The organism is Allokutzneria multivorans, from assembly GCF_039537405.1.
GTDB lineage: Bacteria > Actinomycetota > Actinomycetes > Mycobacteriales > Pseudonocardiaceae > Allokutzneria > Allokutzneria multivorans.
Genome location: NZ_BAABAL010000012.1, coordinates 120,432 through 134,882, shown reverse-complemented (window position 1 = coordinate 134,882; position 14,451 = coordinate 120,432). Strand labels below are relative to the sequence as shown.

The 14,451-nt window shown below is 68.2% G+C and carries 12 protein-coding genes; all 12 read left to right on the top strand.

The genetic code is table 11. From position 1 onward, the window contains the following. The first annotated feature begins 23 nt into the window (after positions 1 to 23). The 12 genes from ABD798_RS17465 to ABD798_RS17410 all read left to right on the top strand — a co-directional run bounded on the left by ABD798_RS17465 (position 24) and on the right by ABD798_RS17410 (position 14,259). The gene (locus tag ABD798_RS17465; protein ID WP_344876006.1) at positions 24 to 839 is read left to right on the top strand and encodes a hypothetical protein; all 816 of its coding nucleotides are present in this window, start codon (positions 24 to 26) and stop codon (positions 837 to 839) included. A 251-nt stretch (positions 840 to 1,090) separates the two neighbouring features. After that, a complete protein-coding gene (locus ABD798_RS17460) occupies positions 1,091 to 1,387 on the top strand; it encodes a hypothetical protein (RefSeq protein ID WP_344876005.1) in 297 nt (98 codons plus the stop codon). Between the two features lie 961 nt (positions 1,388 to 2,348). After that, positions 2,349 to 2,948: a hypothetical protein gene (locus ABD798_RS17455; RefSeq protein ID WP_344876003.1), complete on the top strand. Its 600-nt coding sequence runs from the start codon at positions 2,349 to 2,351 to the stop codon at positions 2,946 to 2,948. 23 nt (positions 2,949 to 2,971) lie between these two features. Beyond that, positions 2,972 to 3,289 carry a hypothetical protein gene (locus ABD798_RS17450; protein WP_344876001.1) on the top strand — a complete coding sequence of 106 codons (318 nt, stop codon included), beginning with the start codon at positions 2,972 to 2,974 and terminating at the stop codon, positions 3,287 to 3,289. 31 nt (positions 3,290 to 3,320) lie between these two features. After that, positions 3,321 to 4,172, top strand: coding sequence for a hypothetical protein (locus ABD798_RS17445; RefSeq protein ID WP_344875999.1), 852 nt, complete (start codon positions 3,321 to 3,323; stop codon positions 4,170 to 4,172). Further along, positions 4,169 to 6,169 carry a hypothetical protein gene (locus ABD798_RS17440; protein ID WP_344875997.1) on the top strand — a complete coding sequence of 667 codons (2,001 nt, stop codon included), beginning with the start codon at positions 4,169 to 4,171 and terminating at the stop codon, positions 6,167 to 6,169. The genes ABD798_RS17445 and ABD798_RS17440 overlap by 4 nt, the downstream gene beginning before the upstream one ends. Then, positions 6,166 to 7,656 (top strand): SCO6880 family protein, encoded by a 1,491-nt coding sequence (locus ABD798_RS17435; RefSeq protein WP_344875995.1) that lies wholly within the window; start codon positions 6,166 to 6,168, stop codon positions 7,654 to 7,656. The genes ABD798_RS17440 and ABD798_RS17435 overlap by 4 nt, the downstream gene beginning before the upstream one ends. Before the next feature lie 124 nt (positions 7,657 to 7,780). Continuing rightward, positions 7,781 to 9,736 (top strand): hypothetical protein, encoded by a 1,956-nt coding sequence (locus ABD798_RS17430; RefSeq protein WP_344875993.1) that lies wholly within the window; start codon positions 7,781 to 7,783, stop codon positions 9,734 to 9,736. A 343-nt stretch (positions 9,737 to 10,079) separates the two neighbouring features. Then, positions 10,080 to 11,369, top strand: coding sequence for a hypothetical protein (locus tag ABD798_RS17425; RefSeq protein WP_344875991.1), 1,290 nt, complete (start codon positions 10,080 to 10,082; stop codon positions 11,367 to 11,369). Then, positions 11,366 to 13,243, top strand: a complete 1,878-nt coding sequence (locus ABD798_RS17420) for a type IV secretory system conjugative DNA transfer family protein (RefSeq protein WP_344875989.1) — start codon at positions 11,366 to 11,368, stop codon at positions 13,241 to 13,243. Before ABD798_RS17425 ends, ABD798_RS17420 begins: the two co-directional genes overlap by 4 nt. Then, positions 13,240 to 13,917: a DUF4913 domain-containing protein gene (locus tag ABD798_RS17415; RefSeq protein WP_344875987.1), complete on the top strand. Its 678-nt coding sequence runs from the start codon at positions 13,240 to 13,242 to the stop codon at positions 13,915 to 13,917. Before ABD798_RS17420 ends, ABD798_RS17415 begins: the two co-directional genes overlap by 4 nt. An 81-nt stretch (positions 13,918 to 13,998) precedes the next feature. Continuing rightward, entirely contained in the window at positions 13,999 to 14,259 is a 261-nt protein-coding gene (locus ABD798_RS17410; protein ID WP_344875985.1) for a hypothetical protein, read from the top strand. The last annotated feature ends 192 nt before the right edge of the window (positions 14,260 to 14,451 follow it).

Below are 14,451 nucleotides of genomic sequence, written 5' to 3'. Positions count from 1 at the left end.
ACGAGGAAAAACCTGACGCCGCAGTGAAGGCGCACCTGCCGCCGATGACACCCGGCGCCCGGCTGAGGTCAGCGGCCCGAGGGCACGGGCTGTGGCAACGCGCTCCCGGCGCCCCCGCCGCGAGCGAGCAACCACAACCCATCCCGTTCGACCCTCGCCCCGACCCGCCGAACGACCCGCCCGCGCCCGCACTCGGCCAGTCACCGTGGTCCCCAGTCCACCGGCCGCTGCTGTGGCAGCCCGAACCCGGCTCCTGCGCTGGGCGCCTGGACCCCGGCCAGACGCTGCTTCCTCGCCGCCTCGTCGACGCACTCGACGGACACGTCTGGCCCTCCGCCTCACCGGATGCGCTCTCGGCGTACGCGCGAACCTGCTGCGAGCACATCGACATCGAGCACCTGTGGCACCACTACGGCCCCTGGTTCGCCCGTCGACACCAGATCGGCCCTCCTCAACTGCTTGCTCTGTGCGCGGCGAAACGCCTGCTGGCCGAGCACGGCATCCCGCTCGTGGTCGACCTGCAGATCGAACTCCTCGACGGCCTCCCCGCGTTCGCCCTCTACGCGGCAGGCGTGCACGGCCGCCTCGACGACACCCTCTGGGACGCCGTCGCGCCACTGCTCACCACCTGCGCCACCATGCTCCGCGAGCCCCGCGCCGATGCGATCCTCGGCGAACCCGCCGCGCGCCCACCGCTGACCCCGGGCCGCAGCATCCCCGAAGGCGGCACTCAACCCGACACCTGGGAAGTCGGGGACTGGATGCACACCTGGTGGGGCTGGCCCCTGCGCGGCGACCTGCGCGAGCGCTGTACCTGCCCCGCCCACCCGCAACCCTGACCTCGCGCGCGCCCAGCCCCGAGCCCACCGAGGCCACGCGCGCGCACGACCGCCGCCCGAGTCGTCCCCGGAGGCCCCCAGCCTCTCCACATTCGACTCCAGGCGGCGAGCTGGTTTCGCCGGTTCCCGTGCACACCGGGGGTGGGCCCCGAGCACGAGACCGGCGGAACCAGCGCAACCCCACCTCCCGCCGTGCCCTCCTCGCCCGCGCCCCAACTCGGTGCGCCCCAGCATCTCCAGAGGAGACGACCGTGAGCACCTCGCCCGCCCACCGCGACCACTGCCACACCTCGACAGGCTCTTCTCCCGCGCCGAGCACCACGGCACCGGTGGCCGCCGAAGCGCCGCACCATCAGCACCGTGCGCCCTGCCAGCACCCGCCGGGTGCTCGCCGTCCTCCTCGCGCAGTCGGCCCCCGAGACGCTGGAGTTGACGTCGAGCACGAACTCGATGCGCAGGAGACACAGCTCCGCTACGGCGACGCACCCGCCCTGCACGAGCAGCAGATCAACGGAATCCGGCTTCAGCGCACCACCCGGTGGAGCTGACCCACCTCCCTGACCGCCCCGGCAGTCCGCGACTGCGCGCTGCCGTGCATCGACGGCCTCCCAAGCGTTCCCGTGACGCGTCGTCGGCTTGGCCGAGCCGCGCCCGCGCGGCACTCTGCGCCGAGCACTGCGCGACAGCGGACACCCAGCGGCGACCGTCGTCGGCAGCCGGGCACGCGCACGGACTTCTCCTTCCGGCCCCTCCCACGACTTCCTCCCCAGTCTGAACGTCCTGCGCGCATCCAGCTGTCACGCGTCGCGTCACGCGAAGACCCATGCGTGACAAGCTCGCCCGCCTCTCAGAAGCAACGACCGCAACAACTGTCCACAATGGACACGCATCGTTGCACGCCTCCTCGCTTCGACTGGTGGGTGTCGCTCCGTGTCGGAAAGTGTTGCGCGGAACTCGCTCGGCCTTGTGGCGTCCACCAAGTGGGCACGCGGTGATCTCCCCGTAACTCCTTGCAGTGTAGGAACACTAGGCGACACGCTCGGGCATAACCGTTGTACAGCAACACCTCCCGTGTGAGGAGCGCTCCTGGCGCGAAGGGGCAAGAGGGTGTAGACCGGAGTTAACCCTTCGGGGGGCTGCGGCATCAGGCGATCCGCACACCACGATCCCGAAACCCACTCAACCCCGTGGTGGCACGACGAACAGGAGACGAGGAGGGGGCATGGCCGCGACAACGCTGATCCCATTGTCCGGTCTGCTCTTCTCCGGTCGTCAGCTCGTGGATCGCCCACGCCGTAGAGGGGGGTGATAGAGCTGGGCAGCGCCGAGCCCTCGCGGTCCTCGACGCTGCCCAGCCACGCACCCCCGCGCCCGCGCGCAGTAACGCGTCAGCGCACCACGCCACCGCTGGTCTGGGGCCAGCGCCAGCAACACAACCAACCGACGGGATGGCCCACCCACCCCTCGGTCTCGACGCCGAAGCGTCGTCGATCCGGCTCAGGAGAGGTCATGGGTGGGCAGAGACAACCGCTGGCGATCGCTGGCGTCGCTGGAGGCGTGGGCACCTCCACCTGGGTCCGCCTTCTGCAGCGCGCCGAAGTGGCCGCGACCGACACCGGCGTCTACCACGGCGGCGAGCTGACCATGTTGGTCACCAACACCACCGCCGCAGCCACCCGCCACATCGGCACAGCCCTCTGGCTCAGCCCTCGCCCGCCCATCCTCGTGGTACTGGCCACCTCCCCCAGAGACCTCCAAGGCGCGGCCAAGTCGTTCGTCACCGCCGCGAAACCCCACCTCGCATACCAGCTGGCGCTGCCCTACGAACGCCGCTGGGCCGGCTTGGTCGAGGCGCCCGGCCCCGGTGACCTCCGAGCCCGCACGCGGCTCGTTCTGAACCAGCTGCCCGAAGCCCTGAGGGCCTTCTACTCACAGACACCTCGACGCCCCGCGGCGACCGAGGCCGCCATCGCCCGCGCCAACCCCCGCGCCGCCACCCCGGCAACGGCCACCGGAACGTGGGCGCGCGCCGGACCGAACCCGCTCGCGACGCGGCCGACGGGGCACTACGCCGGGCCTGCGCCGCTGTCGGCATCTCGGGGGAGATAACACACAAGTCGGGGGCTTGCCACATGAAAACAGAGCTGTCGCGCGCGTTCGCGCTTTTTCTCGCACAGAATCCCACACTCATTCCTGACCCGGCCCCGGTCGCGCCTCCAGGCAGGCTCGTGGCGGCGACCACCACCATGCTCGCGTGGCTGAAATGGGGCGGACTCATCGGCGCCGTCGCGGCCCTGATCGCGGCCGGAATCATGATGGCCATCGGCGCCCGCAACCGTAACAACCTCGCCATCGAAGGCGCGATCCGCATTCCCTGGGTTGTGGCAGGGCTGGCCCTAATGCTCGGTGCGGCCTCCCTCGTGGGATTTATCGCACTACCCGAAAACTGACCAGAGTCGAAGAAGCAGGAAAGGACAAGAGATGATCAACACGAAGGGCTCGCATCTTGCGCGAGTTGTCCTCGTGTCGCTGGTGAGCCTGCTCGGCCTGACCATGATCGCCCCCGCTGGGATCGCCCAGTCGCGCGGCATCAGCGATCTCCCGGAGCAGTTGAAGCCCTACGACCCGGACTCGCAGGAGTGGGCCGATTCGCCATGGATGGCGATGCCTGCCTGCCGCGACCGTGGGGGAGACTTCGCCGTTTGGGTGGCCTATTCACTCGCTGCCACACCCACCTTCCTTCGACATTATCAACCGTCGCTTTTCGGAGACCATCTCACCGGCCAGGACCTCGAACGCCGAGACGCCATTCTCCAGGGCTTCCAGGACGTGGCCCTGCGCACGATTAACGGCCTCCCCGGTTCGCTGTGCGTCGCCGACGCTCGCCAGTGGGCCACGCCGAATCCAGCGATGAAACCGTTCGGATTCGCCTGGGGAACCAGTGCGGACAGTCAAAGCGATTTCGCGTGCACAGACCGCGCACTCACCTCGCGGCGACAGCATGAACTCAACCGCAATGTCGGTGCGGAACGCCTGGCCTGTGATGGATTCGCGATCTCCTGCACCGCCGCCCCTGAAGAGGATCTGGAGCGGTGCGCGGAATGGAACTCGCTCTCTGATCGCTACGTCGAGTCCTTCGAGGCTGCTCGGGCCGATGCCATCGGACGGTACCCCGCCGCCGTCACCGTCGCGCCGACCACGACCGAGATCAACTGGCGCAGCCTCACCTACGCACTGATCGGCGTAGCCGTACTGCTCGTCCTTGGTACCGCGAGCGCCGTCGTCATCATCCGCCGCAAGCGCCGCGCGAGGCAGGGGAGCGCGGCACAGTGACCGCCGCGAGCACGGGCCACCGACCCGCCGGACGAGCCCTCTCGCTCGGCCGCACCGGGATGTCAGTGGCCCTGCTCGTGCTGGTCCTGTTCACCAGCCTCGCCGGGCACGCCGCTGCCGCGCCGGTGACCGACCTCGCCGACCTGCCACCGAAATTGGCGAAGTACGTGCCCGCCAGTCCGGCATGGAACACCTCGCCGTGGATGACCGCCGAACCCTGCCGCTCCCGCGGTGGCGACTTCTCCCGATGGGTCGCCACCGTCCTCGCCGACACCCCGGACCTGTTGGCGCACTTCCAGGAGAGCTTCTTCGGCCCGCAGCCGCTGTACCCCGAGGACAAGCCGCGCAACGACGCGATTCTCGCCGGCTACCGCGCGCTCGCCGTCGAGCTGACCAAGGACATTCCCGGCCCGCTGTGCGTCAACGACATTCGCTCCTGGGTCGGCACCGACCCAGGAGCGAAACCGTTCGCGTTCCCCTGGGGCCTCACGCCAGGCAAGGGCACCTCGTTCGGCTGCATCGACCGCCAGAGCGGGTTCCTACGCAGCGACGATGTCGACGACGCGCATCGCTATGTGGGTGCCGAACGCGCCCCTTGTGACGCGTTCTACCTGCAGTGCACGAACACCTACGCCCACGACCGGTGGCGCTGCGAGGAATGGAACAAATTCTCCGACCTCTACGTGCGCCGCGTGGAGCAAATGCGCGGTGAAGCCATCAAGAAATACCCCGGCTCCACCTCCTCCGCAACCGGCTACGAAATGAAGTCCATCCCGGAGGTTGTCGACGACATCACCGGCGGCTGGTTCTCGAACATGACCCGAGTCCTCAACGAAGGCGCGGTCAGACTGCTTTCCGAAGCGATGACGTACTGGACGAAAACCGACCGACGCGACATGCTCACCAACCCCGCCATTCCTGCGATCCAGAACCTGCTCTACTACGTCGGAATCTCCTTGCTCGTTGGCAGCATGATCTGGCAAGGAATTCAGATCATGTTCCAACGCAAGATCGACAACCTCATCAGCATTGCAACTGGGCTACTTGCCTTCGTCGGATGGTCCACCCTCGGCGGCACGCTCGCGCTGCTGGTCTACGAAGCTGGCATCGCCCTCGCCGAACACGTACTCGACAACAGCATCAATCTCTTCGCCAAGCGTATCGGCGACGCGATGCAGGGCCAGATCGGTCCTGCCCCCGGCGCTATCTTCCTCCTCAGCTTTCCCCTGTTCCTCGTCGGTGGAATTCAATGGGCGCTGGGCTTCTTCCGCATGGGTGCGTTGGTCATCCTGCTGTGCCTGCTCCCGCTCGCGGCAGCTGGACAGTTGAACAAGGCCACCAAGCCCTGGCTGTTGAAAGTGTTGAGCTGGTGCCTCTCGCTGATCCTCTATCAGCCGATCGCGGCGATCATCTTCTCCATCGGCCTTCAGCTCCTCGGTCACGGAACCGATTTCTCCACCATTCTCGTCGGACTCACCATCCTCGTGATGGCCGTGATCAGCATGCCCACCATGATGCGATTCTTTGACTGGGGCGGACAACAGCTAGTCAATTCCGGAGGTAGTGGGTCGGCAGCGGCGGGAATCGGCGCCGCCGCATCCTCGCTCGGCAATCTCGGCATCGGTGCCAGCCGCACCCTCGACGGTCCCCAGCCCCAAGGAGATGTCGGCAACTCCTTCCCCGCAAGTGCCTCCTTGAGCCCCGCGAACCAAGGAATCGGGCCGGGCCTGCCCGACGGCAGCACCTCTGCGGCATCGGAGCCGCCGAGTCCCGGACGCGCCGAATCCGGCCCGCGCAGCCTCGTGAGCGTCGCCGACGGTGCCGACCAGTCCCCGAGCGGCGCAGCACAGACGGACACCACCGGCGCGACGGGCACGAGCGCGTTGCCCATCGGCGCCAGCACGCAACCGTCCCGTGGCGCCTCGCCGCCCGACACCCCCAACCCGCCCGCTCTCGCCGTCGCAGATGGCGCGGATACCCAGGCAGGTGCGCGATGAGCAAACCCCGCACTTACGGAGGATGGCGCCCCCGCAAGGGATTCGGCGTCGGCTTCCTCACGGAGCTCCAGACCGCAGTGCTTGCCGGATGCATCGGCATGCCGTTGGCGCTGTGGATCGCGACCACCAGCTTCGGCCTGCCGATGGTGATCATGCCCATCGCGGTCGGGGTCGCCGCGCTCACCGCCGCGCTCACTCTGATTCCGAACCGAACGCATGGCACGAGCCTCGCCGGAGCCCTCGCTCTCTTCTTGCGGACCGCCACCGCGCGCCGGCACCGGTGGATGGACTGGGAGCGCGAGGTGTTCACCCGGCACCCGCGAGGCCGCGAACTGCCCGGCGTTCTCGCCCCACTCATGCCGCTGTCCACACAGGACGGACTCGGTCAGCCCTACGGGCTGCTGTGGTGTCGCCGCACCGGCCGGATGACCGCCGCCATCGAACTCGCCCCCGTCGGTCTCGCCCTGGCCGACCAGGACCGCGCGGATGCCTGGATCGGCAACTGGGCCGCCTGGAAAGCCGCCCTCGGCTACGAGCCGATGGTCGAGTGGATCTCCGTCGTCGTGGAATCCGCGCCCTCCGCAGCCACCACGATCTCGGACTACCTCACCACCAACCTCGCACCGGACGCGCCAACCATCGCCCGCGAGACGCTGCTGGAGGTCGCCGACGCACACCGCGGCACCACCGCCGAGATCTCGGTGCGCCTGAACCTGCACCTGCAACCCAACCGCGCCCGCCCTCAACCTCGGACCGACGCTGACCGCGTGGCTGAGGTCAGCCGCGTCTGCGGCGCGCTCGAAGCAGACCTGCCCCTGTGCGGAGTGGCCTCACTCGGCCGCGCCTCCGCCGCGCACTTCGCACTCTGGCTGCGCGGCGCCTACGACCCCGCCTCCCGCAGCGAACTCCCTCGCCTGCGCGAGGAGGAGCACCTGCTCGCCTGGCGCGAAGCCGGACCCGTCACCGCCCGCACCCACTACGACCACTACTGGCACGACTCCGGATGGAGCGTCTCCTGGGCTCTGGAGGCCCTGCCCAACCAGCTCGTCACCTCCACCATCCTCGCCCCGCTCACCGCGCCCGGCCGCTACCACCGCCGCGTTTCCGTCAACTACCAAGCCTTTCCCGCTGACGCAGCCGCCGACGCGGTCGGCAGGGAAGCGGCGGGCACGACCTTCCGACGACGACTGCGTCGCCGCCGAGGACTCGACGACACCGCCCGCCACCGCCTTGATGAGGCCCGCGCCAACCAAGCCGCCGACGAAGAAGCCCACGGCGCCGGAGTCGGCCTGTGGACGCTCTACGTCACCACCACCGTCACCGACCCCGACCACCTTCCCGACGCCGTCGCCGACGTGGAATCCCGCGCCCGCGCAGCCAAACTCCAACTCCGCCGATGCTGGGGCTGGCAACACGTCGGCTTCGCCGCCTCCCTCGGACTGATCTACCCCAGCGAGCTACGCCGCCGAGACAGGCGGGCGCGATGACCAGCCCGCCCCGCACCGACCGCCGCCCCCGGCCGTCCGCGCTCGGTCCCCTCCGGTCCGCACACCGCGCCATGCCACCGGCCGAATCGCCGGTGCTTCGTCGAGGACACCGGAAGGACCCCAAATGAGTTCACCCCAGCTCTCCCCCACACCGAAGGCCGCGGTCCACGTCATGCGAGACAGCGTGCAACAGCTCGGCTTCCTCTCGCTGGAGGACATCGCCGACCGACTGCACGTCCCCATCCACGATGCCATTGCGGCGCTGGAGAACCGGGTGTTCCACGACCCCTACGTGCGAGCGTGGCGTCAGGCCGAGGAGTACTTGAGTGGCAACGTCGCCGAAAAACTCGCCGTTGCCGCCAGCGCCGCGCAAGAGCGACCAGAGCGATACCAGGCCAATGTGGCTGCGCTGCAACGACTGCAACCGGGGGTTCTGCTGCCCTCGCAGATCACCGCTCAACTCGGGGCAGCCTGGATTCCTGTTGAGGTTCATCAACAGTTCGTTCGTGAACTCCTCGATGACCCGCGCGCGAGCGTCAAGCGGGAGAACGACTCCGTGCCTTGGCGAGTGCTCCCCGGCTCCATCCCCACTCCCGGCACGGCCCGATCCGGAGTCGTGACCAACTGGAGCATCGACCGTGCCGACGCCTATCAGCTGATCGAGCTGTCCCTCAACAGCCGAGGTGCCGCCTTCACGCGCCAGGCCGACAACCGCAACGTCCGTGACCTCGCGGGCACGATCGAAGCAGTCCGGATGCAACAACGCATCCACAGCGCGTTCACGAAATGGGTGTGGCAGGACCCCGAACGCGCCCGCCAGCTCGCAGCCGCCTACACCGACCGCTATGCGAGCACACTCGCCCGGCCCTTCGACGGCTCAGCCCTGTCGCTGCCCGCGGCCTCCTCCGGTCGCGTCCGCGTGACCGCGCAGTCTCGCGCGCAGATCGAGCGGTCCTGCACCCTGCCCGCATCGTTGACCAGGGCCGGTCATTCCACCGAACGCACCCACACCATGGTCACCACCGCCCTGACGCTCAAGGAACGCGAGCACGCGGCCAAGCCGATGATCGTCGTCGATCCACTGCAGTTTGCCGAATTCGTGATCGTTGCCCGACGGGACTTCCCCAACGCGAACTTCATGGCCATCAGCCACCACCAGCTCTCCTCGGCCAACAGGACCGCCGCTGTCATCGCGGACTGCGCAAACCACAACTGGGACGCCGTGCTCATCGACCACGACGCCTTCGACGCGATTCCCCTGTCCTCCCACACCCATGCGCGCATCCTCCGCGAGCAAATCCGCGACTACGCACACGACATCACGCAACTGCATCACATCGACCCGCGCCACGCCAGCCTGGCCCACCGTGGCATGGGCATGCTCAGCCACGTCAGCCGCGTGGAGAACGCGGGAATTCAAGCGCAGCACGGATTCGACGGGCTCCACGTCGACCACCTACAGGTCAGCGACGCCGAGCGCTACCTCGGCCTGAGCAGCCCGACTCACATGGATGGCTGGCCCGGCTCCGGAGACAACCGCGCGCACCGCTTCGAAGCGAAAATGCTCTACCTCCGAGGCACCAATCCCGACCACGTCGCCACTCTGTACACGAAGCAGAGCATCGAAGGAATGTCTCAACTGCATTCCCTGCAACGCCTTCTACAGCCGCAGCGCCTACGCGAACTCGGGTTGAGCGCTCCCGACCGTTTCGCCGCGACGTTCTTCAACCGGGAGATGACCGTCGCCACGACCCGTGCCAACGCGCCGGGCACGGTCACCTTCTCCGTCACCGACGTCATCAACCTCCCCGAACTCACCGCGCTGTGCCATGAAGTCGGTGACAACCCCGCCGTGGGATGGATGCCGCCCGCGCCTACGCACATCGGCGGTGCACCGCACCGGGAACAGGATCGCAGGCACAGCATCGCCCCCGCCTCGACGCAGCCGCACGGCCGACATCGCGCCCCCGAGGGCGATCCCCGCTGGGAAGCCCGAGCGCGCCTGCCCGCAGAGAAGCCAGGACGACACCGCGCACCCGGGCATTTGGCCCCCACCAACCACGTTCACCGCAGCCGCTGACCACCACACACATCCACGAAAGGAGTTGCACCACAACCACATTCAGCTGACACCAGGGGGGAAACCGGTGCCACTACTGACATGGAGACGTCGACACCGCTGTACCGACAGCCGACGCGACACCACCACGCCTGAGTCCACCACGACATCAACTCCGAGGACCTCGACCACACGCCGAACACAACTCGACACCGCAGACGCAGATCCGTTGCGCGACATGCGGTCCTGGCCACTCCCACCCGCACGCGGATGGAAGAGCCCGCGCGGAGGACGCGATCACCACGTTGGCGCCGCCACCCAGTTCCAAGGCACCACCACACAACTCGCGGGTCTCTTCCCGTTCGTGTGCGGCTCCGGCGCGACCACGCGCGGTGTCCCGCTCGGGCACGACGCCTACACCCACGAACCGGTCGGGCTGAACGTCACCGATTGGCTGCGCGACGGGCACATCACCAACACCGCCCTCTGGCTGCAAGCGCAACCCGGCGTCGGCAAAAGCGCGATCGCCAAACGACTCGGCACCGGACTGTGCGCCCTGGGCTGGACGATGATGGTCCCGGCCGACATCAAGGGCGAGTACACCCCGCTCGTGCGGCGGCTGGGCGGCACCGTGATCACCGTCGGCCCCGGGCACGAGGCAATCAACCCGCTGGACCCCGGGCCGCTGCGCGCCGTGCTTGCCCGCGAACCCGTCGGGACACGCCGGGACGCGCTGCGCGAGTCCATCCGTACCCGCCAAGCCGCGCTGCTGGAGGCGCTCCTGGCCATCGAACTCAGCCGTCCACCGAGCACCACCGAACGCGCGATCCTCAGCCGCGCCCTGGACATCGCCTCCGACTCAGACCCGCACGGGCAACCCACGATCCCCGACGTTCGCGCCGTGCTCGCCCTGCCCTCGCAGCCGATGCTGGACGCCGCCCGCGTCGGCAAAGTCCGCGCCTACTTCGACCTCATCCGCGAAGCGTTGTGCGCGCTCGACCTCCTCGTCGACGGCCCACTCCGCGGGCACTTCGATCGGCGCACCACAGCGGGATTCGACCCAGACACGCCCGCCATCTCGCTGGACATCAGCGCACTGAACACAGGACCGGACTCGGTGGTCTCCGCCGCGATGCTGTGCTCGTGGGCGTGGGGCGCCAGCCTCATCGAGTCCCGCCGCGCGGGCGATGGCCGAAACCTCTTATGGGTCCAAGACGAAGCATGGCGCGCGCTGCGAGCCGGACCGGGACTGGTCGAACGCGGCGACCGCATGACCCGCACCGGCCGACACGAAGGCATCGCCTCCCTCAACATCACCCACTCCATGCTGGACCTGCAAGCACTGCCCACCGCCGAGGACCGCGCAAAAGCAGCGGGAATCGCCAGCCGATCGGCGATCCACATCTACGGCGGCATGGCCGCCACCGAGCTGGACTCGCTCGCCATCCCTTTGTCCACCAGGGAATCCAACCTCATCACCTCCTGGCAGGGCTCCGGCACCTGGGTCCCGGGGCAGCAGCACCCCGGCCGAGGACGGCTGCTACTCAAGACCGGTCAGCACATCGGGCTGCCCGTGCGGATGCGCCTGACCCCACGCGAACGTGAGCTCTTCAACACCGACACCGCCTTCACCGGGCCGCAGGCGGCGTCATGACCTCGCCCACCGGTCGCCGCCACGCCAGCGGAGCGATGCCCGTCATGCCGTGGATCATCTGCGCGGTCATCGGGCTGTTGTTCGCCGGTATGGGTTTCGTGTGGTTGGCCGCCCAGCTCACTGCCGAATCCGGCTTCGCCGTGCCCGGCTACCTCGACCTGCCGACCGCGCTGCGCCGAAGCGGCCTGGACGGGGTGATCGGAGCGGGCGGATCACGAGCATGGTTCGCCATCGTCGTAGTCGTCCAAGTCGCGGCCCTGTTCACGGCCGCCATCACGGGGATGGTGTGGTGGGCACGCCGCCGTCGACCGCGCGACGGACGCCTTGCGATGAACACCCCGCGGCAGTTCGCCGATCTGCACCAAGCGGCAATGGCCGAGCGCGCACAGAATCTCAACGCTTCCCTGGCACGCGTCGACCGTGCATCGCTGACACCGCAACAGATCGGAGCCAAACTCGGCGACATCGGCGGCACGAACGTCTACAAATCCCACGAAGACGTCGAACTCGTGATCTGCGGTCCACGCAGCAACAAAACCTCCGCCAAGGTCGTCCCCGAAGTGCTGGCCGCGCGCGGGCTGGCGGTAGTCACCTCGAACAAACCCGACGTGTGGATTCTGACCGGAAGGCTGCGCGCCCGGGTCGGCCCCGTCTACCTGTTCGACCCGATGCGCATTACCTATCAGCAGCAAGGGTTCTGGGTGGATCTGCTCGGCCTGGTCACCGACGTGGAATCCGCCACCCGCGTCGCCACCTACTTCATGCGCGAAGTCGGCGGCGGCTCCGGCCAAGCGGGCGGCGATCGCGCCGACCCGTTCTTCACGCCAGCCGCAGCGAAAACCCTACGGCAACTGTTGTTGGCGGCGGCGTGCGCGAAACTGACCCTGCGCGAAGTGCAGCTGTGGGTCGCCACCCGGTCCGCTGAACCCACTGTCCACTTGGAACGCTCGGGGCATGCCGCGCAAGCGGCGAGTCTGCGCAGCACACTGGAACTGGCACCCGAAACCAAGGGCGGGATATTTGAGGGTGTCTCGACGGCGCTGGCGTGCCTGGACTCCGAGGCACTGCTGCGCTGGGTGACTCCACCGGCGTCCTGGCAGCAACCGCCAGATGACCCGGACTCGGTGCTACGCCTGGATCTCTGGACGCTGATCGCCGAACGCGAGCACCCCGCGAGCCTGTATCTGCTGAGCCGCGAAGGAGAAAGCAGCGGTCGACCGGTCGTCGCCGCGATCGTCGGAGAGCTGGTGAACGTCGCCGTCCAAGCCGCCAGTGCCCGAGGTGGACGGCTCGATCCTGTTGCCACGCTTCAACTTGATGAGGCAGCGAACATCTGCAGAATCCCCGATCTGCCGAGCTGGTACTCGTGGTTCGGGAGCATGGGCTTGATGGTCACGGTCATCTTGCAGAGCCGCGAGCAAGGCCGATCTGTATGGGGCCGCGAGGGATTCGACGCCCTGTGGTCAGCCGCGACCATCAAGACGATCGGCGCCGGAGTCCAAGACGCCGACTTCGTGGAAGAACTCTCCCGGCTCATCGGTGACCACAAGATCGAGGAAACCTCGACCAGCTACTCCAACTCCGGCACCTCCACGTCGCGATCCCTGCGCACGGAACGGATTCTCACCGCAGCCGACATCGCCGCTCTGTCCCGCACACAGGCATTGCTGTTCACCAGCGGACGCCGCCCCGCCCAGCTGTCGCTGCACCCCTGGTACAGCGGCGATGACGAGGACAAGCACGAGATCACCGCCAACTCCCAGGCCGCCACCGCACAAGTGCAGGACGCCGCAATCACCTATCTCGGCCCGGACAACCCCGTCGCCGCCGCACTGCAGCGCGAACGCCAGCACCAGCGCAAGGCGGCCGGATGAGCGAACACGAGCGCATGGACGCGCTGGAGCGGCGAGTCGGGGCCGTCGAAGCCGAGCAGCTCGAACTCGTCGAGCAGACCCGGCGCGCCAACGAAGCCTCCCAACGCAACGCCGTCGGCCTCGACGAACTCGAAGACGTGCTCACCGAAATGGCGCTCGCCGCGCGCGATCCCGACGCCCTGAACTCCGCTCTGGCCCTCGACACAACCACGAGCGACGTTGCCGACCCTGAGCACGCTGACATCGCTGCTCCCGATGGTTCGGCACCGATCAGCGCGACAACCGCACAGCAGGATCAGGACGAACCCGCCGCAGACGTGACTCCGCAACTGCTGGTGCTGCACGAGTGGGTCGGCCACCACCTGGCGCCATGGGCTCGCAAGGTCACCGTCACCGGCGAGGGTGGCGGGATTCGTTGGTGCCGCCGATGGTGGGAGCACCCGGATGCCGTCGTGCGCATCACCGCGCTGTTTCTCGCCTACAGCGAACTCTGCACAGAGGACTCCGCGGTGTGGCTGTCGGTGTTCCTGCGCGATCACATGGACCCGCACGTCGGGGTGCTCACCAGCCCGATCGGACCGTTCAACTCCTGCACGCCCACCCGGCACTCCTCCGCCGTCGAGCAACTCGGCCAAGACTCCGTCCCTGCCGCCTCGGCGGAGCAGTCGCCATGACCGAGCACGAGAACAGGCCGAGCCCGCCGCCCACCGCGCACGACAACCCGCACACCCCATCCAACGACGTGGAGGGCCGCGATGCCGATCAACCACTACGGGCTGCTGGCGCAGCGGCACTGGAGCCGCTACCGCGCACAGGAGCTGGCGGAGATCCCGGACCCGGAGGAGTTCTTCACCGAGCTGGGGGAGCAGATCCAGCAGGAGATCCTGCGCCGCGAGGACGAGCTAGAGCCGATCGGGACCGGCCATCACCTGACGGACTACGCCGAGCTGGAGACGATCAGCCAGCAGGTCCGCGACCAAGTGCTGAGGGACATGGTCTTCGTCGAAGCGGAGTAGCCGATCCATCCATCCCCGCACAGCAACCCGCCCGATTCCGCCCCAGCTCCCACGCGGACCTCGCGCGTTCCGGCGCCAAGACCCGCGTTCGCGACAACCTCGCCGCCCTGCGCCTGCTGACCGCGCTGCGCGAGCAACAGCGGAGCGCGACACCGGAGGAGCAGCGGGTACTGGCCCGCTGGAGCGGCTGGG